The sequence below is a fragment of the Nitrospirota bacterium genome, assembly GCA_016214855.1.
In the GTDB taxonomy this organism is placed as follows: domain Bacteria; phylum Nitrospirota; class Thermodesulfovibrionia; order Thermodesulfovibrionales; family UBA6898; genus UBA6898.
On sequence record JACRMT010000004.1, the window covers coordinates 851260 to 870993 of the forward strand.

A 19734-nucleotide genomic window follows, 5' to 3' on the forward strand; every position below is an offset into this window, starting at 1 on the left:
CAATCCCGGGTTCTGCATCAGGGGACATTCTATCTGCCTCCCTTCTGTCATGGCCTTTTCTTCTGCATCGAGGAACTCGTTATTGCTGCAGTGTGACGAAAAGAGCCTTCTCTTCATAACGTTGAACAGCAATATTCCTCTGCACCCTGCTGATTATGGTCTTAAGTCTTCAGGCACTCTGATAAGGATCAGACTACAGGAGGCTTTATCGTGGGTTTTTTGAAGGGGTCTTTATAACTGTCTGAAAACAGGGGCGTGTAAGCAGCATATTCCCGGAAGCAGAGCGTTATCCTCTGCACATCAGGAACAGAAAACAGAAACGCCGGATAAAGCATTTTGACCGTTTTGTCGCCAACAGAGTCCTGATCTCTGTCAGGGGACTGCTGGTTCTTCTGATACGGACAGTCATGAGTGTAAAAGGCAGCAAAAGCGGTCTTTCCGGCAAAACCATAAGGGCAGGTATTCTGCACCATAAGCGAGAAAGCAAGGAGAAAAAAGAACAGCCTCATCAATTTCATGAGTTATATTATAGCGAAACTATGAAATAATTGTGAAGGAACAAAAAATAGTTACTGTTACGCCGGATTCGAGTGAATCCTGCCGCTATTATTGAGCATTTCCGAGCACGAGTTCGACTGCCTCGCTTATCCTGTCTATGTAGCTGACCTTAAGGCCCTTGAGTATTTCAGGAGGAAGGTTCTCGATATCGACCCTGTTTTTGAGAGGCAGGATAACATGCTTCACCCCTGCCCTGTGCGCTGCAAGAAGCTTTTCCCTGATCCCTCCCACAGGAAGCACTCTGCCGCTCAGGGTGATCTCGCCGCTCAGCGCAACATCCCTCCGCGCCGGTCTGCCGGTGAGCAGAGAAAGCAGCGCAAGCACTATGGTGCTGCCTGCAGAAGGCCCATCCTTCGGGATCGCGCCTGCCGGCACATGGATATGGATATCATGGTTCTCGAAAAAATGTTCCTCTATGCCGAACTGCGCTGCATTGCTCCTGATATAGCTCAACGCCGCCCGGGCCGACTCCTTCATGATATCGCCGAGGGACCCGGTCAGGATCAGCTCCTGTTTCCCGGCCATCTTCGCTGCCTCGACAAAAATGATCTCGCCGCCGATATCTGTCCAGACAAGCCCCGTAGTAACGCCGATCCGATCCTGTTCGTCTGCCACCTCAAAGTAGAACTTCCTCGGCCCCAGAAGTTTTTCGACCATCACCGGGGTGACGGTCATAGCCTCAACATGATCAGCATGCTGAACAAAATCCTTTGCGATCTTCCTGCAGACAGAGGCGATCTCCCTGCTCAGCCCCCGGATTCCCGCTTCATGGGTATACTCCTGCACAATCTTGTATAGTGCCGCTTCGTTAAACAGCGGAGGACTGTCCCTAAGGCCGTTCTCCCTGATCTGTCTCGGCACAAGGAAGTTCGCCGCAATATTGACCTTCTCTTCTTCCGTATACCCCGAAAAGTGGATCACCTCCATACGGTCCCTGAGAGGCCCCGGGATATTCTCTGCCACATTCGCGGTGATGATGAACATCACTCCCGAAAGATCGAACGGCATATCCAGGTAATGGTCAAGATAGCCGGCATTCTGTTCAGGATCCAGGACCTCCAGAAGGGCTGAAGCCGGATCTCCCTTGAAGTCATGGCCGATCTTATCGAGCTCGTCGAGAATGATGACAGGATTGCAGACACCCACCCGCCTGATCTCGTCTATAATCCTGCCGGGCATGGCGCCTGCATACGTCCGTCTGTGTCCCCGTATCTCAGCCTCATCTTTTATGCCGCCAAGGGATATCTTCGCAAATTTTCTGCCGACAGCGCGGGCAATAGACCTGCCCAGAGATGTCTTGCCGGTTCCGGGCGGCCCTGAAAAACAGAGCACTGATCCCCGCGTATCCTGCCGTACAGCCCTCTTTTCGAGGGCCTGGTTCACAACATGTCTGACGTCATCCAGTTTGAAGGGCTTTGCAATATAATGAAAAGCTCCTTTTTTCATCGCCTCGACTGCAGTATGGATCGTTGCGTACCCGGTGATCATGATCACCTGTGTACTCGGGGACCTGGTCTTGATCTTTCCGAGCACCTCAAGACCGTCCATCTTCTCCATCTTGAAATCGGTCAGCACAACATCGAACTCCGTATTTTCAATCGCAGCAAGGGCCTCATAACCGTCCTTTGCCGTCTGGACCGTGTAATTCTCCTTGAGCAGGACATGAGACATGTTCCTGCGGACGATCTCCTCATCATCAACAACGAGTATCTGCGGCCTCCTGCTCATCTTCAGTTTTTTCACTGCGAGATGTTCAAGGATGCGCTCCTTGATCTGGGTAAGTCCGTAGTGCTCTTCATTAAGTATCCGCTCTGCCAGTTCAAGGTCAAGGATATCCTCGGTCCTCGTCTTCCAGGGCATGGACAGGAGGTATTCGATGTATGTCAGGCCTATGGTATATTCTGAGGTCGAGGGGCCTATTCTGAAGAGCAGTTCGAGTTCCCTGTCGATGACCTCTTTTACATGGTTCCCCAGGTCGGTATTTGTAACTTTTTCCCTCAGTTTGTCGAGAACAGGGTCCTGCTGCGGTTCATCATTTCTTCCGAACAGTTTCATGGATTTATTGTATAAGATTGCAGCTGCTTTATAAACAGAATATTTGGCAGGTTTTATTTTGCTTCAGTTCCGGTGCTAATATAAGGCCATATGTCGCTCAAGAAGAAAATAGTGCTCAGCTTCCTTGTCAGCGCAGGCATTATAGCAATGCTTTCTGCCTTCCTGTATCTGAACTTTATAGAGATAAAAAAGGAAACGATCTTCCTCGAGCTGACCGATACCATACGGTCCAAATCCCTGCAGCTCAGGCGTCATGAAAAGAACTACTTTCTCTATGCGCCTGAGCATGCCGCAGACGAATCCAAAGCGATCTACGGGTATCTGACCGAGCTGGACGACCTGCTCAACAGTGCAAAGACACCGGCAATGAACCGGGCGGCTTCACTGAGGGGCCTTTTTCAGGAATACCGGGACCAGTTCAGCAGGATCGAGTCGCTCGTGGCAGGTGTAGATTCCGAATCCAACAAACTGAAGAGTTCATTGCCCGCATATCGCCGCGTGAGCGACCTCATAGAGGCAAACTTTCTGGACAAACCCCTGGAAGACATCGCCTATCTCCGGGATACGCTCGCACTGCAGCCGGACCATTCGATAGTCGTAATACTTGGTGAACTTGATGCCGGGATCACTACACTCCGGAAGACAGGAGAAAATATTCTTGTTGCCTCAAAGGAACTTGATAAAGAGGCGCGCGAAAAAGTTGACCGTTTTATTCATCTCTCGCGAATCGCCATACTGGTATTCTTTCCCCTTTTCCTCATAGCCGGCTTCGGCACGACTCTGTTCATTATCAGTAATGTTGTCAAGAGATTGCATCTGCTCACCGCTCTTATTGAAAAAACAGGATCAGGGAATTACTTCCATCTTGAGGAACCACCGTCCTCATGGAGCGGGGACGAAGTGGGCCAGCTCATCAGGACATTCAACGACATGGAGGACCAGCTCAGCCAGAGGGAAAAGGAGCTGCTGCAGTCCAAGAAGCTGGCTGCCATCGGCACCCTCGCATCAGGTGTTGCCCATGAGCTGAACAACCCGCTTAATAATATTTATACCACCGCACAGAGGCTTATGAAGAAGGCTGGTGACGACAGTCCCGAGTATATAACAAAAGGGCTCAACGACATCTTCGGCCAGACCATGCGCGTAAAGAGCATTGTCGGCGACCTGCTCGAATTCGCACGCGGAAGAGAACCCCATCTTATGGCAGTAGAATTACGCGGACTTATTCTTGAAGCGTACAAACACCTCGAAAATACCCGGGATATGCAGGGTATCCGACTCTCCCTTGAGCTGACGCCTGAGGAGATAGTCCTGTACGCAGATACGAAACAGCTCGAACAGGTATTCATCAATATTTTTTCGAACGCCCTGGATGCCATGTCCGGCCGGGGAGAGCTTTTGATAAAGGCAAAGGAAGATGAGAGCAGGATCGCCATGCGGATCACTGATACCGGCAGCGGCATCCCAAAAGACGCGCTCGACAAGATATTTGAGCCCTTCTTCACCACAAAGGACAAAGGAACAGGTCTCGGCCTTGCTATCGTATTCAACATCATCCAGAAACATCACGGAGAATTGACCGTTGAGAGCGAAGAAGGAAAAGGCACCACATTTATTATCTCATTGCCGAAAAATCACCGGTAAAGGAAGACTATATTCCATGGCATTCAGGATACTCATAGCAGAAGACGAAGAGATCACGCTGAACAACATTCTCGATACCCTGAAGGATGAGGGTTACGATGTTACAGCCACAAAGGACGGCAGCACAGCCCTCCAAAAACTCCAGCAGGAGCATTTCGACGTTCTTATCACCGACATCAAGATGCCCGGCATGACCGGCATCGAGCTCCTTGAACACGTTAAAGAGCAGTACGCCGCAACGGAAGTGATCCTTATCACAGGATTTGGCAGCATCGGCTCTGCAGTGGAGGCGATGCAGAAGGGAGCATATGACTACATCACAAAGCCTTTTGATCTTGACGAGCTTGTGCTGCGGGTCAGGAAGATCCTGGAGCAGAAGGCACTAAAGAAAGAGAATCTCGCGCTCAGGACCTATTTCGGCATGGATAAGAAGGTCTCGATCATAGCCAAGAGCGACAGCATGAAGCGCATCCTCGAAACCATTGAAGGGATAAAGGATTCAGACATCAACATGCTCCTTACGGGCGAGACAGGCGTGGGCAAGAGCCTGATCGCGAAGATCATCCATTTCACCAGCAGGAGACAGCAGCGACCTTTTCTGGCCATCAACTGCGCAACCCTCACTGAAGACCTCCTTGCAAGCGAACTGTTCGGCCATGAAAAAGGCGCATTCACCGGGGCCATATCTACAAAGCAGGGGCTTGTCGAAATCGCCGATTCCGGCACCCTATTCCTTGACGAAATAGCAGAGCTCTCTCCAAACCTTCAGGCAAAGCTCCTGAAGGTTGTAGAGGAAGGCGAGTTTTACCGCGTAGGTGGCACGAAACCGCAGAAGGTTGATGTCCGTTTCATCGCTGCGACAAATCAGAATGTAAAAAGCCTGATGGCAGAGGGAAAGTTCAGGGAGGATCTGTACTACCGGATCAATGTGATGGATATATTCATTGCTCCCCTGCGTGAACGGCAGGACGACATCCGTCCGCTTAGCAAATACTTTCTCCAGAAGCATCTTCCCAAGGCAGGCAAGAAATTGTCCGGCATATCTGATGAGGCAATGGAGATCCTCCTGCATTACAGCTTTCCGGGCAATGTACGTGAGCTCGAAAATATCATCGAGCGCGCCATCATTCTTGAAAAAAGCCCTGCCATCACGCCCGAGAGTTTGCCACATGGCATACGGGTGCTTCAGATCGAGACCTTTGACCCTGACAAGATAAAGACTATCGATGAGATCTCCAGGGATTACGCTGAGAAGGTCACGAAGATGTTAGGCGGCAACCGGTCAAAAGCGTGTGAACTGTTAGGCATATCAAGAACGAGTTTGTGGAAGATACTAAAGGAAGAGTAATACGTAGCTCACAACTGCTTTTACTGTCGGGGATTTCTTTTCTTGAGTGACACAACTACCTTCAAAGCATGACAATTTCAGTGATAACGGTCACACCAACGCCTTGACAAATACTGTCATACATTGTAAACATATAACATGGTTTTTTATGAAGAAACCGTTAAGAAGGCCGTTTCCAAGGGTTCTTTACCCAAAGATATTTTTCATAAATTCAGCAATGTTTTCATTGCATTGGATACAACTCACGACTTGAGCCTCTTTGACATCAGGAGGTTAAAGTCATCTGAAACGAGAACCTACTATCGCGTCAGGAAAGGGAAATACAGGGCCATATTCTATATTGAAGATAACAGCTATTTTGTTATCACCATCGCCAAAAGAGAGGAGGTATACGATAAATGGGAGTGATCTCGATAAGATTGAATAAAGACGAGGAAAAGATCCTGAAAAAATTGTCCGACCATTTTCATGAAGACAAGTCAGCGCTGGTAAAGAAATCACTGCTTGAATTGTATGAACATACTTTAGATTTGAATGAGATTAAGAAGTTCGAAACCAGGGAGCATAAGGGAAAGACTGCTTTTTACACAGCTGAGGATATTTTAAAATCATAGAAAGGCAGACCTGCCCGGCTTATCAAGAACAAGTCTTTGGAAGATCAGCCGAAACGTTAGAGCGCGAATAATAAATGAAAAAGAAAATAGAAAATATCATTAAAATCGATTATTGGCCATCAGCACATGCAAAAAAAGCTTATGCCGATGGTTATTACATTGAAGCTATTCAGGTTGAACATGCCTGCATTGAGCGTCAACTTCGTGAACTGTTATTTCTCACAAGGACAAAGCCTGGCCCACATGACAACTTTGATTTAGCCTATGACTCAATGCTGGAAATTCCATTCAATACGTCTGTAAAGGTACTCTTTATTCAAAAAACAATATCACAGAGAGTCCGTGACAGATTATTAGCATTCAACAAGACAAGAAATAATATTATTCACAAAATATTTTTCGATTCAGCAAGCGGCGACTGGCATGGTTACCCAAAGACTCAATATGATCGGGCCTTCAAGGACGGTTTGAATTTGATGAATCTATTGGAAGACAAAGTTCACAATTACGATTTAAATAAGGCTGAAAAGGATAACAAATGATGACATCAAGACAATGTGAAATTGCAGCAGAGTCTTATGCTGCGTGTCTGCTCGCCCAAGCAGGTTATGATGTTTTGGTTCAATATGGCGCGAATCAGCCGCATTATGATCTTGTGGCAAACAAAGACAGGAGATTTTTGCCAATATCGGTAAAAGGCAGTCAAGATGGCGGTTGGATGCTGGCAGTGCGTTACAAGAAAGAGGACTCAAGCTATCACGATGCTATCGATAGCTGGCTTGCTTCGCAGCGCGATGACGTCATTTTTCTCTTTGTTCAGTTTATTCACGTCTCTATCGGTGACGCCCCAAGGGTCTACATTGCAAGACCCGCCGAAATAGCAGACCATATGAAAGGCCAGTGTCACGGCCGGGGGCATGGCGCTTTACAGGAAGACTATCAGCGCGATCATCCCAATTCAAAGTATGATCATAAGGTGCCTCAAGCATGGCTGTTTTCTCAGAAACGAATAGATGAAATAAAGCTCTAATCGGGTAGCCGGGGGTAGTTAACCCCCAGCCCCCACAACACCCCGCATGCGGGTCTCCTCCAGAGGACAGGCGCAGTGGGCGGTTCGCAGAAATCATCGGGCCTTGGCCGGATAGTGAATCCTGCTCCACAATGTTCGTATGGAAGTAAGCCCCTGCTTTTTTAAAAATAGACGATGGGGTCAGCCCGTTGACATAGGACAAAATAACGGCTAATTCTAACCAGATGTTCGAGCCGCCAAGCGGCTCATCTGACGCATTGGACAGATAGATTGATCGAACCTATGGATCCTGAAACACTCACATTCCTGCTAAGACGCGGGCATATTGATATGCCCGAAAGAATTGAGCGCGGGTTATGGCCGCATCCGCCGCTTAAGTATTCTGATGTTGTCCGTCACCTTGCCCACGTCCTTCAATCCGAAAAATGGTTTCCACGTGAATGGAAGCCTGCTGTTCCCGGTGAGTCAGTATGGGAAGGCGGCGTAATCGAGCGCAAGGCCAGATGGCTCTATATCTATCGGACACAGAGGCATCATCCTCTGGATCCAACCGTTTTCGTCGAAAAGGCCACCTTGATATTTTTCTCGCCCAAGGCAGCCGCAAGATATTACCTGAAATGGGACTTGAATCTTCCGGGGTATCTGGATGGCTGGAAGGTTGAAAGATAGTATTTTTTTAAAAAAACGTCGGCTCGTTTCACTTGGCTCAATGCTGCTGTTAAGACTGTTCATAATCTAAACACCACCTTTTATTCTTCCAAAAGCCATCTCACTCTCGTCAATTTATCCCAATTTTTCAAGACGTTAAATGTTCTGTTCCGTATATGGACAGCATTTAAAACTGCATGAATCTGCTGTTCATATTCTAAACACAACAATACCTCATATCGTTTTTTATATGTAAATTCAAAGAGTTATAGTCTGGCATTCAACATGCTCTATAGGTAATAGATTTTGGAGCAAGGAGGATGGAAATGAAGCGGAATCTATTATTTGTGACTTACAAAGACGGAGAGATTGACGAAGGTCTCAACTACGCCCTTGATCTGGCAAAGATGACGGACAAAGGCATGGCAGTCCTTTTGGTGAATAAGAAAAAGCTCTCCGGAAAGCTTGAGCAGATCATGTCAGCAGTGGCCTTTGCTGAGGAGAACGAGCCTGAAACAGCAAGACAGATCATGAATTCCTCGGAAGCCGGGACGAACCTCACGAGCGCTATTGAGGAAAAATGCAGGACCTCGGGCGTGGCGACCGCAATTCATACAGCCATTCAGGATGCGGCAACCTCCGTAAAGGACTACCTGAAACAGAACAGCAGCATCGACATGGTTCTGCTCAGCCCTGACATCACAGAAGACGGGAACATCTCTTCGCGCGAGCTCAGCAGACTTGTACGCACATCATCAAGGCCGATCGTGACCATGGCCAAACAGCCGCAAACAGCATAACATCGGGCACAAAATTGAAACTACATCTGTTTGAAAAATCCCTCCTAACCTCCCTTTACCAAAGGGAGGAATCATTGGACCACACTCTTAAAGCACTTACTTCTGGTTGATAAAGAGGGGAACGGGGAGATTTTTCAGCATAAATCCTATTTCAAGATTGCATATATCAGAAAAAACGGAGGAAACAAGGAATGTATTTGTATTTACCGGTAGCACTGACCAGTATCAACATCTTCATCCCTGTAGGGCTCGGTCTGGCGGTCGGCCTGCTCTCAGGCCTGTTCGGCGTCGGAGGCGGCTTTCTTATGACCCCCCTTCTGATCATGTTCGGCATACCCTCAACCGTAGCAGCTGCAACTGACTCGAACCAGATCGTTGCAGCTTCCACCTCAGGCACCTATGCCCACTGGAAGGTCGGCAATGTGGACTTCAAGATGGGTTTTCATCTCCTGATCGGCGGGTTCATCGGCGGGCTCGTCGGCGTTCAGGGCATCAAGGTGCTTAATGCCATGGGCAATGCCGATTTTGTGATCAAGATGACCTATGTGCTGATGTTGGGCATAGTCGGCACGTACATGTTCATCGAGAGTCTGAGCAGCATAAGAAAAAAGAACGTGCAGGAAGTGAAGTCAGAGGAAAAGGAGTCAGCATTCTCAAAGCTCCTCAAGACCCTGCCGCTTCAGACAGAGTATGTAAAATCAGGCGTCACCCATTCGATGCTTCTTCCTATCATCTTCGGTGGGTTTGTAGGGATTCTTGCAGCGATCATGGGCGTGGGCGGCGGATTCCTTATGGTCCCGGTCATGGTCTATATCCTCAGGATGCCGATGCATGTTGTGGTCGGCACGAGCCTCTTTCAGATCCTCTTCAACTGCATCGAGGTGACCTTTCTTCAGGCCTACACCAACCATAACGTGGACTTTATCCTCGCGGTGCTGCTTCTGCTTGGCTCCACCATCGGCGCGCAGGTGGGCGCAGTATTTGGAAGAAAGCTCAAGGGGGAACAGCTCAAGATCATTCTTGCGGTCATCGTTCTTCTGGTTACCGTAAAGATCGTCTTCGATCTCACGCTCAGCCCCTCAATACTCTTATCACAGGCAGGAGGACACTAATATGAAAACAGTGAACAGTAATCAGTTATCAGTGATCAGCTTAAAAATAATAAAACCGATACTCATCGTTATCAGCCTGATCGTAACGATCGGGACGGCATCGGCAGAATTGACGGCAAAGGCGAACCATGACCATATCAAGGTCGATTTCTTTTATCACGGAAGCACGGTCAGCGTAAGCGGCATTGCAGATAAAGGAACAGACCTGATCATCAAGATCGCCTCACCAGAAGGTCATGAGGCACTCAAGCAGAAAGGCAAGGTCGGCGGTCTGCTCTGGATGAATGTGGGCGCCCTGAATTTCGAGGACGTGCCGAACCTCTATTCTATCCACAGCACCCGGAAGGTCGAAGACCTGATCGACCAGAATGAACAGGATCGATTCGTCATAGGCTATCCTGCACTTGGCAGACATGTACAGCTGAGCCCGGCAGCAGACGAACAGGAGAAGGCAAAATGGTTCGGAGAGTTTTTGAAGTACAAGGAATCATCCAGACTCTATACGACATCAGCCGGCAGGATCGACCTGAAAGAAAAGGACGGCAAACAGTCGTATTACATCAATACTGAATGGCCGTATCAGGCACCTCCCGGAGACTACCTGGTTACCGTATATGCAGTCAAAGACGGAAAGATCGTCGATACTGCGGTCTCAAAAGTGCTGGTCGAGCAGGTCGGCATTGTAAAGACACTCGCCGGCATGGCAAAGAACAATGCCTCGATCTACGGGATCATATCGATACTCTCTGCCCTGGGAGCAGGCTTTGGAGTCGGACTGGTATTCAGAAAAGGCGGAGGTGCTCATTAATATGTATGACACACTGCTCGTAGGCTTCGACGATTCGTTATCAAGCAAGGCAGCGCTCATCGAGGCATCCAATCATGTAAAAAAACATGGCGGAAGGGTCATCCTGGCCCATGCGGTCTTTTTCGACACAGAGGAATTCGGCATTGCACCTGAACAGCTCGAAAAAAGGTTGAAGATCGGTGAAAAGGCATGCATTCAGTCTAAAAATATGATCGCTGCCGAATTCGGCATCAATGTCCAGTCGCTCCTCTGCGAGGGCGATCCTGCCGACGTGATCCTCGATGTGGCAGAAGGCAAAAAGGCCGACCTTATTGTTCTGGGGACGTATGGAAGGAAAGGTCTCAACCGGCTGCTCATGGGAAGCGTCACGTCCCGCGTTATAGCGGATGCGCCGACAGACGTCCTGGTTGTAAAAAAACCCTGCATTGAATGCACCGGTGAATATCGGTCGATCCTCGTGCCTTTTGACGGGTCAGACTTCAGCAAGAGGGCGCTGGCCAGGGCCTGTGAACTGTCAAAACCCGACCATGCATCTGTGACAGTGCTCTATGTCATCCCCCGCTACGAGGAGATGATAGATTTTTTCAGGACCGAGTCTATCAGGAAGAGCCTTTATCAGGAGGCTGATAAGATCATGAAAACCGCCACTGAACTTGCGGCTGTCCAGAAGGTAGATCAGATAACGACAAAGATCGAAGAAGGGCCGTCTGCTGACAGGATCATAGAGACTGCAGGCAGGATGAAGAACGATCTCATCATAATGGGAAGCCACGGATATCGCGGCGTGAACAAGGCGATCATGGGGAGCACAACAGAACGCGTCATCATGACCGCAACCTGTCCGATCCTGGTTGTGAGGTAAAAGCAATGAAAGGATACAGAAAGGTCCTGATAGCAGTGAACGGATCAAAAGAGGTGCTTGCCAGGGGGATCAGCCTTGCCTGCGACGAACAGTGCTGGATAACCGTGGTCAAGGTCCTGCCTGCAAACGAAGGCGATCTGAACCTGACCGGCGTGAAGAATATCGAGGACCTGCTCGACAATGGGTCCCGCCTCGAAACCGCCGAGATCAGAAGGGTTGCCGAAAGAGAAGGATTACTGGTAAAGACAAGGATCGAGGAAGGCAATGTCTCGCAAAGGATCCTTGAAGTGGCAGCAGAAGAGCGGTGCGATGTCATCGTCATGGGTGCAAAAAAGAGGAACTGGCTAAGAAGGATCTTCGGCGACAACACTGTCGGGAAAGTGATACATCAGTCACCCTGTCCTGTCTTTGTGGTTTCTGCCTGAATGAATTTCAACGGGGACCCAATAAGTCCCCGTTCTTTTTCCTCGGCATAGTGCCGATCAGACTGCCGGCCTCAAGGATGTTCTGCCTGATTATCAGCTCTTCAGATAAACAAGCCGGAAGGACGGCCATTCCTCTTCCTGCACGGTCCTGCGAAAATCACAGTCGCTGCAGATCAGGACCTTTTCCGCGTACGTGCCCTGCACCCTGCCATGGCAGTGCGTACCTGCAACAGCCCAGCAGACCCTGCCGCCATTATTGCCGCGGTTCAGCTTATGAGCCCTTGTCTCGGTTCGGGCCGGGCATGTTCCCTGACCTTTCATGCCGCCACTGCTGCAGTTCATATATTCCCAGCAATTCTGTCTCATTGTTGTACCTCTTTTTGTTGATGGCAGCAAAAGGACTTATTACTGCCGTTGAACGAAAACGCCACTATCCCTATTTTCTGAAGGAGGTTATAGAGAATAGAGAGCAGGCGGTGAGTGCAGGAACAGGCGGTAACATAAGATCGTCCGGGATAAGGTCTTGCCCCTTTTATAGACATATTTCAGCGCCATGGATAAGACCGCTACCAGGACATTCAGAGAAAGGAGAGACTCTGTCATTCCCACGCCATCAAGGAAAAGCGTTTCACTCATTTGAAAGATAAGCTGATCAAATAGCCAGGCAACTGATCCGAACAGATAGTCTGTCGCATTGCGCAGATGAGCATACAGTGCCTCGTGAATGAGAACGATCAGATCGGTCTGCAGATGCGCCTGAGAGGTGAGAAGTGCAGTTGCCGGGAGAAGGTCTTCAACATGAAGACATGAGAGCGGCATGATCGTCAGAACAGCACAATAAAACACGAGAATTATTTTGGCAAGGTCCCTCATGCGTTTGCTTAAGTCCACGCTCAATATAACCACCGCAGAAGCTGCAATGTCAATATAAATAATGCCCTTAGCCGGCCGGATATTCACATTTCCCGGACCGCAGACCGCTGCACCGGAATTTCAGTTTTCAGAGGTGAAGGTGCTAATATAATCCATCATGTCCCTGCAGAAGAAGATCATACTCAGTTTTCTGATCAGCTCCGCTCTCATAGCCATTTTTGCGATCTTTGCCTATGTGAACTTCATCGAGATCAGAAAGGAGATACTGAACCTCGAACTGTCCGATACACTTCGCAGCAAAACGCTTCAGCTCAGGCGGCATGAAAAGAACTTCCTTCTGTACAGGGATGTCCGCGAGATCGAAAGTGTGCATGCGTATATCAAAGAGATCAAGGCCATCCTTGAGAAGAATAAACCCCGTGATACGAACGGGCAGATCCTTAACCTGCAGGCAAGCATCGAGGATTACAGCCGGCGTTTCAGCAGAATCGAAACCCTTGCGTGGGAGTTCCTCGACAATATTGAAAAACTGAAGAAACGAAACACTCAATATGCACTGTTTTTCCCCCTTATGGAAGCAACGTTCCTCGAAAGTCCTGCGGTCAATGCAAGACAGATCGAGATACTCTTTAAGCCGGGCGCGGATTCGGCTATACTCAATAATCTCAGGGATCTGGATACGGAGATCACAGCGCTGAGAAAGATCGGGGAGGAGATCCTGACACTTTCAAAGGGCCTTGATACGGTGACTCGGGAGAAGGTTGACCGCACGATCAGGATCTCACAGACCGCGCTTCTTATTCTCTTTCCCCTCTTTCTTATCGTCGGATTTTCCGCTCTGCTGGTTATCGTACGCAGCACGGTCAGACAGATGAAGATGCTCACGAGCGCGATAGAAAAGACCGGTAAAGGAGATTTCTCTTCCCTGCCGGCCCCGGACAAGCATGATGAGGTCGGGGTCCTGATCGATGCCTTCAATAAAATGGAGAATGACCTCATTGCCCGGGACCACGAGATCGAAAAGAAGAACGAGGAACTCCTCCAGAGCCGGAAGCTCGCTTCTCTCGGCACGCTGGCATCAGGCGTTGCCCATGAACTGAACAATCCGCTGAACAATATCTATCTTGCAGCGCAGATCCTTACCAAAGAGATCGATACCGAGACCTGTCCCGGCATAATCAAAGAGACGGTCGGTGATATCTATTCTCAGACGCTGAGGGTGAAGAGGATCGTGAGCGATCTGCTTGCCTTTGCCCGGGAAAAACCGCCTGAGCTTGCCCCTGTTCAGATAACCGTTCTGATAAAGGGCATCCTGACCCAGATGGCAGCGACCGATGACCTGGGAGACGTCCGGTACGCTATTCAGGCGCAGGAAGATGCCACGGTGCTGGCCGACAGCCACATGATGGAACAGGTCTTCATTAACCTGTTCAACAATGCGGTGGACGCCATGGAGGGCAAGGGTCTCCTGACCATAACTATTGACCGTGACGGCCCCATAATTAAGATCTCGGTCTCAGATACCGGCAAGGGTATACCCAAAGAAAAGCTCCAGAGGATCTTCGATCCATTTTTTACGACCAAGGACCACGGAACAGGCTTAGGCCTTGCCATTGTTTACAGTATACTAGAGAAGCACAAAGGCAGGATCGATCTGCAGCATACCTCTGAAAAAGGTTCGACCTTTCTGATCACACTGCCTGGAGGAGTATGAGCCAGAGAATATTAATAGCAGAAGATGAGACGATATCCCTGAAACACCTCACCTATGCCCTCGAAAAGGAAGGCTACGAGGTCACCGGCACAAAGGACGGCCTGTCTGCCTTCGCTCTTTTCGAAAAGAACGCCTATGATGTGATCATAGCTGACATCAAGATGCCGGAGATGGACGGGCTCACCCTGCTCGAAAAGATCAAAGCCAGGGAGCCCGACGCAGAGGTGATCATCATCACCGGCTTCGGCAGCATTGAATCAGCGGTCATTGCCATGAAGAAAGGCGCATCGGAATATGTTACCAAGCCCTTTAATCTTGACGAGCTGAACATCAAGATAAAGAAGGTTCTGGAAAAAAAAAGGATAGAGAAAGAGAACACCGCTCTTAAGGTCTCCCTCGGCATAGACCAGGAATTTCCGTTCATCGCAAAGAGCCATACCATGCAGCGCGTCGTCGAAGTGATCAGAAGCATAACGAATTCAGACTGCAATGTGCTGCTTACCGGAGAAAGCGGCGTAGGGAAAGATCTGGTCGCAAAGATCATCCATCATACCAGTGCCCGGAAAGACAAACCGTTCCTCGGCCTGAACTGTGCCATCTTCACCGAAGAGCTTCTTGCCAGTGAACTTTTCGGCCATGAAAAAGGGGCCTTCACCGGCGCTGTAGCTTCGAAGAAAGGACTGATCGAGGTTGCGGATACCGGAACGCTTTTTCTTGACGAGATCGCAGAGATGACGCCCTCACTCCAGGCCAAGCTTCTGAAGGTGATCGAAGACAAGGAATTCATGCGTGTGGGCGGAACACGGCTGATCAAGGTTGATGTCCGGCTTATCGCTGCCACGAACCAGAATCTTTCGACGCTCATCAAGGAAGGCAAATTCAGAGAGGATCTGTACTACCGGCTTAATGTCATGGATGTGTTCATCCCGCCTCTCAGGGAAAGAAAAGAAGATATCACGCCTCTTATCAAACACTTTCTGCTGAAGTATGCAAAAAAAGAGAACAAGAGGATAACCGCCTTCAGCAAAGAAGCTATGGATATTCTGATCTCCTACGGCTTTCCCGGGAATGTGAGGGAACTGGAGAATATCATCGAAAGAGCGGTGATCCTGGAGAAGTCCTCGACAATCCAACCGGAGAATCTTCCGCAGACTATCAAGCTTTTTGAGGTCGAGACCATTTCACCGAACAGGGTCAAAACGATCGACGAACTGAACAGGGATTATGCAGAAAGAATTCTCGATTTCGTGGACAACAACCGCTCAAAGGCAGCCGAACTCCTCGGTATTTCACGCACCAGCCTCTGGAGGATACTGAAGAAGTAGGCCTTGTATTAGCCTAATCGGTAGCAAGAAATCTGGAAGGCGTCAGGGCTGGCAGGACAAGACACTTCATTTACAGATAATCTCTGAATTCCTCAATACTTAAACCAGTGCCTTTGATGATCTGGTGCAGCGTCCCTTTCTTAAGGTCTTTGCTATGATATGGAACAATGGCCTGCATTGCTCCTTTTACATAGATCTTATGACTTCCCTTCTGCCTGAAAAACTCAAAGCCTATTTTCTCCAATGCCTTTATAACCTGCTTTGGCGTTAGGGATGGAAGCTCCTTACTCATACGAAAACATGAAGCTCTGCTATGTGGGTAGTATCAGGCTTGACCTTGCGTCTTCTTTCTTTCAGGGTCTCAAGGTAAAGCTCCAGAGCCTCTTTCATGTTGCTCATTGTTTCTTCGTATGTCTCACCCTCAGTGACACAGCCCGGAAGACTCGGCACATAAGCTGTGAAACCGCCCTCATCCTGCGGCTCAATCACCGCTTTGTAGTAATAATCTTTCATCGTCTGAGTCTCCTTTTCCGAATATTGCAAGGTCTTTTTTGAAGGCATAATTTCAAACCAGTGCCTATTTTATACGAAAGCCAAAAACTTTGCAGTCGTAAGTTTGGGAACTTTAGTTATGGCAGCGGGCTCTATTTGCTATTTTATTTCAAGGCAGTTCTGCTGTTACAGGCTGTGCATAAGGTAGATGACCAGAAACGCGCCGATGATCAGCAGTGAGAGCATCAGCATCACGTCAAGAATGCGCGAAGGCTGATAGGTATCGTCATCGATCTGCTTCGCCACCTTCTTATATCTGATGAACGCAAGCACTCCCATAACCGCACCGAACCCAACGAGCAGAATGCCTAAAATCGACGAGTATCCCTGGGGCTGACTGACCGCGGACTGCAGTCCTGCCTTATGGGCAATATCAGCCTGGGAAAGAAAGTAGGAAAACTGCCTCACAAAGAGCCCGAACTTCTCGACCACAAAGCCAAAGGCCATGATCGCAATACTGGTTCTGATCCAGGCGAGAAAGGTCCGCTCATTCGCCATATGAACACGCCGGTTTCTCACCTGCGGGATAGCGCTGTCTTCCGGTTTCTTCATCTCCATAGTTATGGATATTATACCGCGCAGCGCTACAACTGAGTTAGACAATAAAAGAGGCTCTGCTCCGGCTCAAGGCAGGGCCTCTTTTCGCCTGAAACGTTTATCGCCGCCACCCTGCCCAGGCCGGAACACCTGCACTATCCCTGAGGATGAGCGTATTATCTCCCTTTTTGACTTCCTGCGCGATAATGACCTGCTTTCCTGCCATGGTCACTCGTGAGCCCTTGACCTCAACCTTATCTCCCTTCTCGATCCTGGTATCAAGCCTCTCGATATACCATCCAGGGCCGAGATGCACTTCAAGTGACTCCTTTTCCGTCTTCACTATGATATGCATTCCGTAATACATGCCCTTCATCGGCTTTGTCTGCTCAACAGATACTACTGTGCCTGAGACGCTCTCCACAGTTGAGACATTAAAATTTCTTTGATACGGTGAACCCATGCCCCATCCCCCGCTTCCCTTCCAGGGCGCAGCCATGGCAAGCGATGTCCCAAAAAAGAGTGCCACTACAAAAACAGACCCTATTCTCATCCATTTTCTCATCACAACCTCCTTAAGCCGTTTATTTCAAATCATAGCACAACCCCTATTAATTACAACTTTAGAGCTGGGAGCTGCCCGAGCGTGCCATGACGTTGCACTATAGTTTCAGTTTGAAACAGTTACTGATGCATACCCAATAGCATTATTCTTTATTTACATAAGGTTATACGCTGGCATGAAGTTTGGAATGTATATCGCGAATTTCCAAAAAGGAGAAACGCAGATGAAAGATAAGATCTTATTCGTAACCAAAGGAGGTGAGCAATGCGACGAAGGCTTTTCTTATGCCCTTGAACTGGCAAAAACCCTCAATGTCTCCATAGAGACGCTGATCATGCAACCTGCCGATCTGACAACGCAGTTTGAAGACATTATGGCAGCTGCAGCATTTGCAGAGGCAGGCGACCTGAAGACCATGAAAGAGATCATGGAATGTGAGCAGAAGACATGCAGGGAAAAACTTAACAACAGAATTGCAGAATTGGCCCGGAAAGCAGAAGAAACAGAGATCACCATGCTCTGCCACACATCGGAAGGTGACGTAGCAGCAGCAATAAAGGCATTCCTGAAGGACAGGCCCAATATCGACATGGTCCTGATCAGCCCTTCACTCTCAGAAAATAAAAAGACCATTGATATAAAAAAGCTTTTAAAGAATATTTCAAAACCCATTGTACATATCTCAAGACCGGCAACGGCAGAGATATAAGAAAGGAGATCACCATGAAAGCAGCAGTATTTACAAAGTTTGACAGACTTATGGCAGCAGTAACCTTTGCAGAGGCAAATGAACACGCAACAGCCCGGGAATTCCTGCGCGAAGAAGAGCGCCCGGACAGAAGAGCAACGAACAGACCGGAGCTTCGTAAGAAGCAGACGATACAGAAATCACGCTAATAAGAACGGAGGGACCATGACAACAAGCGAGCAGAAAAAGAGAAAGAAACCTGTAACACCCCTTATCCTCACCGGCATAGTTTCGGCCGGATTGTATATTGCCTTGCTCTCAAATCAGGATTTCCTGAACAACACCTTCGGCAAGGGCGGGCTCTTTGCCTTTCTGCCGATTATCACAGCATTCGTCTTCTCATACTTCCACGGCACATTTACCGGCCATTTCTGGACAATGCTCGGAATTGAGGCTTCAAAAAAGAAAATGGAGGTCAAATAATAATGCACGATTTAGCTTCAGCAGCAGCGAATTTCATAAACCTTGATCCTATAACCATCATCTATCTGTTCCTTGTCGGTTTTGTAGGAGGTCTTGTCAGCGGATTTATCGGTTCAGGAGGAGCATTCGTCCTTACACCCGGCATGATGAGCATGGGTGTGCCCGGCCTCGTGGCAGTGGCAAGTAATATGTGTCACAAATTCCCGAAGGCACTCGTCGGAGCAATCAAGAGGGCAAAATACGGGCAGGTCGATGTAAAGCTCGGCATTGTTCTCGGCATCTCGGCTGAGGCAGGCGTTCTGTACGGCGCACATATCCAGGAAAGCATTAAGAAGGCATTCGGTGATGCAGGTTCAAACCTCTATGTCAGCGTCTCCTTTGTCGTGGTGCTCGGCGTCGTCGGCATCTTTGTGCTCAGAGATGCATGGAAGACGTACAAGGCAGGAAATATGCACGCAGAAGAGAAGATGACCAAGCTTGCGAAATGGGTTCAGTCGGTCAACATTCCGGGCACCATGGTATATTTCAAAAGCCTGGATGCAAAGATCTCGATCCTCTTCACCATTCCGCTCGGTTTTGCAACAGGCATTCTCGCAGCAACGATCGCAGTTGGAGGCTTTGTCGGCGTTCCTTCCATGATCTATGTGCTTGGAGCACCAAGCCTCATGGCATCAGCGACAGAACTGGTCATCGCTTTTGTCATGGGCCTTGGCGGATCGTTCAAGTATGCGCTCAACGGCATGGTCGATATCAGGCTTGCCATGATCATTCTTGGCGGATCGCTCTTCGGGATTCAGCTCGGCGCAATGGGCACCACTTATGTTAAGCCCTTCATGATCAAGGTCGTTATGGGCCTGATTATGGTGATCGTACTCTTCAGCCGTGCGCTCATGGTCCCTGTGTATCTTTCCCAGCTGAATCTTATAGCACCGTTAACCGAGCAGACAACAAAGATACTGAAGAGCACGAGCTTTGCGATCATGATCTTTGCCCTTGCTCTCGGCGCCTTCATTGTTCTTAAGGCAATGTGGCAGGGCCGCAGGGCTGAACAGCGCGAGCATAAAGAAGCACTTGCACACTCAAAGGCCTGATC

The 19734-nt window shown here is 48.9% G+C and carries 26 protein-coding genes; 18 read left to right on the forward strand and 8 right to left on the reverse strand.

Going from position 1 to position 19734, the window contains the following annotated elements:
• Nucleotides 1-188: 188 nt before the first annotated feature.
• Both HZB62_06295 and lon read right to left on the reverse strand, forming a co-directional pair.
• Nucleotides 189-518: a hypothetical protein gene (locus HZB62_06295; protein MBI5074761.1), complete on the reverse strand. Its 330-nt coding sequence runs from the start codon at nt 516-518 to the stop codon at nt 189-191.
• 88 nt (nt 519-606) lie between these two features.
• The gene (gene lon, locus HZB62_06300; GenBank protein MBI5074762.1) at nt 607-2613 is read right to left on the reverse strand and encodes an endopeptidase La; all 2007 of its coding nucleotides are present in this window, start codon (nt 2611-2613) and stop codon (nt 607-609) included.
• Nucleotides 2614-2703: 90 nt separating this feature from the next.
• Here lon and HZB62_06305 point away from each other — a divergent pair, with 90 nt between their 5' ends.
• The 12 genes from HZB62_06305 to HZB62_06360 all read left to right on the forward strand — a co-directional run bounded on the left by HZB62_06305 (nt 2704) and on the right by HZB62_06360 (nt 11904).
• Nucleotides 2704-4257 (forward strand): HAMP domain-containing protein, encoded by a 1554-nt coding sequence (locus tag HZB62_06305; protein ID MBI5074763.1) that lies wholly within the window; start codon nt 2704-2706, stop codon nt 4255-4257.
• A 16-nt stretch (nt 4258-4273) separates the two neighbouring features.
• Complete coding sequence (locus tag HZB62_06310) at nt 4274-5605, forward strand: sigma-54-dependent Fis family transcriptional regulator (protein ID MBI5074764.1); 1332 nt, start codon at nt 4274-4276, stop codon at nt 5603-5605.
• A 138-nt stretch (nt 5606-5743) separates the two neighbouring features.
• Nucleotides 5744-6013, forward strand: a complete 270-nt coding sequence (locus tag HZB62_06315; protein ID MBI5074765.1) for a hypothetical protein — start codon at nt 5744-5746, stop codon at nt 6011-6013.
• Nucleotides 6004-6219: a hypothetical protein gene (locus tag HZB62_06320; protein ID MBI5074766.1), complete on the forward strand. Its 216-nt coding sequence runs from the start codon at nt 6004-6006 to the stop codon at nt 6217-6219. Before HZB62_06315 ends, HZB62_06320 begins: the two co-directional genes overlap by 10 nt.
• A 74-nt stretch (nt 6220-6293) precedes the next feature.
• Nucleotides 6294-6761 (forward strand): hypothetical protein, encoded by a 468-nt coding sequence (locus HZB62_06325; protein ID MBI5074767.1) that lies wholly within the window; start codon nt 6294-6296, stop codon nt 6759-6761.
• Nucleotides 6758-7249 carry a hypothetical protein gene (locus HZB62_06330; protein MBI5074768.1) on the forward strand — a complete coding sequence of 164 codons (492 nt, stop codon included), beginning with the start codon at nt 6758-6760 and terminating at the stop codon, nt 7247-7249. Before HZB62_06325 ends, HZB62_06330 begins: the two co-directional genes overlap by 4 nt.
• Nucleotides 7250-7579: 330 nt before the next feature.
• Nucleotides 7580-7918 carry a hypothetical protein gene (locus HZB62_06335; GenBank protein MBI5074769.1) on the forward strand — a complete coding sequence of 113 codons (339 nt, stop codon included), beginning with the start codon at nt 7580-7582 and terminating at the stop codon, nt 7916-7918.
• 305 nt (nt 7919-8223) lie between these two features.
• On the forward strand, nt 8224-8697 hold the full coding sequence (locus HZB62_06340) for a hypothetical protein (protein MBI5074770.1): 474 nt from the start codon (nt 8224-8226) through the stop codon (nt 8695-8697).
• A gap of 191 nt (nt 8698-8888) precedes the next feature.
• The gene (locus tag HZB62_06345) at nt 8889-9809 is read left to right on the forward strand and encodes a sulfite exporter TauE/SafE family protein (protein MBI5074771.1); all 921 of its coding nucleotides are present in this window, start codon (nt 8889-8891) and stop codon (nt 9807-9809) included.
• Nucleotide 9810: 1 nt separating this feature from the next.
• On the forward strand, nt 9811-10617 hold the full coding sequence (locus HZB62_06350) for a TIGR02186 family protein (GenBank protein ID MBI5074772.1): 807 nt from the start codon (nt 9811-9813) through the stop codon (nt 10615-10617).
• A 1-nt stretch (nt 10618) separates the two neighbouring features.
• Nucleotides 10619-11479, forward strand: coding sequence for a universal stress protein (locus HZB62_06355; GenBank protein ID MBI5074773.1), 861 nt, complete (start codon nt 10619-10621; stop codon nt 11477-11479).
• Between the two features lie 5 nt (nt 11480-11484).
• Nucleotides 11485-11904, forward strand: a complete 420-nt coding sequence (locus HZB62_06360; GenBank protein ID MBI5074774.1) for a universal stress protein — start codon at nt 11485-11487, stop codon at nt 11902-11904.
• A gap of 93 nt (nt 11905-11997) precedes the next feature.
• On the opposite strand, the gene HZB62_06365 is transcribed toward HZB62_06360, so the two are convergent.
• Both HZB62_06365 and HZB62_06370 read right to left on the reverse strand, forming a co-directional pair.
• The gene (locus HZB62_06365) at nt 11998-12270 is read right to left on the reverse strand and encodes a hypothetical protein (GenBank protein MBI5074775.1); all 273 of its coding nucleotides are present in this window, start codon (nt 12268-12270) and stop codon (nt 11998-12000) included.
• Between the two features lie 87 nt (nt 12271-12357).
• On the reverse strand, nt 12358-12864 hold the full coding sequence (locus tag HZB62_06370; protein ID MBI5074776.1) for a hypothetical protein: 507 nt from the start codon (nt 12862-12864) through the stop codon (nt 12358-12360).
• A 70-nt stretch (nt 12865-12934) separates the two neighbouring features.
• Here HZB62_06370 and HZB62_06375 point away from each other — a divergent pair, with 70 nt between their 5' ends.
• Nucleotides 12935-14491: a HAMP domain-containing protein gene (locus HZB62_06375; protein ID MBI5074777.1), complete on the forward strand. Its 1557-nt coding sequence runs from the start codon at nt 12935-12937 to the stop codon at nt 14489-14491.
• Nucleotides 14488-15816 carry a sigma-54-dependent Fis family transcriptional regulator gene (locus tag HZB62_06380; protein MBI5074778.1) on the forward strand — a complete coding sequence of 443 codons (1329 nt, stop codon included), beginning with the start codon at nt 14488-14490 and terminating at the stop codon, nt 15814-15816. Before HZB62_06375 ends, HZB62_06380 begins: the two co-directional genes overlap by 4 nt.
• 70 nt (nt 15817-15886) lie before the next feature.
• Here the strand turns inward: HZB62_06380 and HZB62_06385 are convergent, their stop codons facing one another.
• From HZB62_06385 to HZB62_06400, 4 genes are all read right to left on the reverse strand, one after another.
• Nucleotides 15887-16108 carry a type II toxin-antitoxin system HicA family toxin gene (locus HZB62_06385; protein ID MBI5074779.1) on the reverse strand — a complete coding sequence of 74 codons (222 nt, stop codon included), beginning with the start codon at nt 16106-16108 and terminating at the stop codon, nt 15887-15889.
• Nucleotides 16105-16329, reverse strand: a complete 225-nt coding sequence (locus HZB62_06390) for a type II toxin-antitoxin system HicB family antitoxin (protein MBI5074780.1) — start codon at nt 16327-16329, stop codon at nt 16105-16107. The genes HZB62_06385 and HZB62_06390 overlap by 4 nt, the downstream gene beginning before the upstream one ends.
• Before the next feature lie 165 nt (nt 16330-16494).
• Entirely contained in the window at nt 16495-16920 is a 426-nt protein-coding gene (locus HZB62_06395; protein ID MBI5074781.1) for a DUF202 domain-containing protein, read from the reverse strand.
• Between the two features lie 103 nt (nt 16921-17023).
• On the reverse strand, nt 17024-17470 hold the full coding sequence (locus tag HZB62_06400; GenBank protein ID MBI5074782.1) for a DNA-binding protein: 447 nt from the start codon (nt 17468-17470) through the stop codon (nt 17024-17026).
• A gap of 223 nt (nt 17471-17693) precedes the next feature.
• On the opposite strand from HZB62_06400, the gene HZB62_06405 reads away from it, so the two are divergent.
• From HZB62_06405 to HZB62_06420, 4 genes are read left to right on the forward strand one after another with little or no spacing between them, the layout of a single operon-like run.
• Nucleotides 17694-18179 carry a hypothetical protein gene (locus tag HZB62_06405; protein ID MBI5074783.1) on the forward strand — a complete coding sequence of 162 codons (486 nt, stop codon included), beginning with the start codon at nt 17694-17696 and terminating at the stop codon, nt 18177-18179.
• 14 nt (nt 18180-18193) lie between these two features.
• Nucleotides 18194-18367: a hypothetical protein gene (locus HZB62_06410; protein MBI5074784.1), complete on the forward strand. Its 174-nt coding sequence runs from the start codon at nt 18194-18196 to the stop codon at nt 18365-18367.
• Nucleotides 18368-18383: 16 nt separating this feature from the next.
• Nucleotides 18384-18641 (forward strand): hypothetical protein, encoded by a 258-nt coding sequence (locus HZB62_06415; protein ID MBI5074785.1) that lies wholly within the window; start codon nt 18384-18386, stop codon nt 18639-18641.
• Nucleotides 18642-18643: 2 nt separating this feature from the next.
• The gene (locus HZB62_06420; protein MBI5074786.1) at nt 18644-19732 is read left to right on the forward strand and encodes a sulfite exporter TauE/SafE family protein; all 1089 of its coding nucleotides are present in this window, start codon (nt 18644-18646) and stop codon (nt 19730-19732) included.
• Nucleotides 19733-19734: the final 2 nt, after the last annotated feature.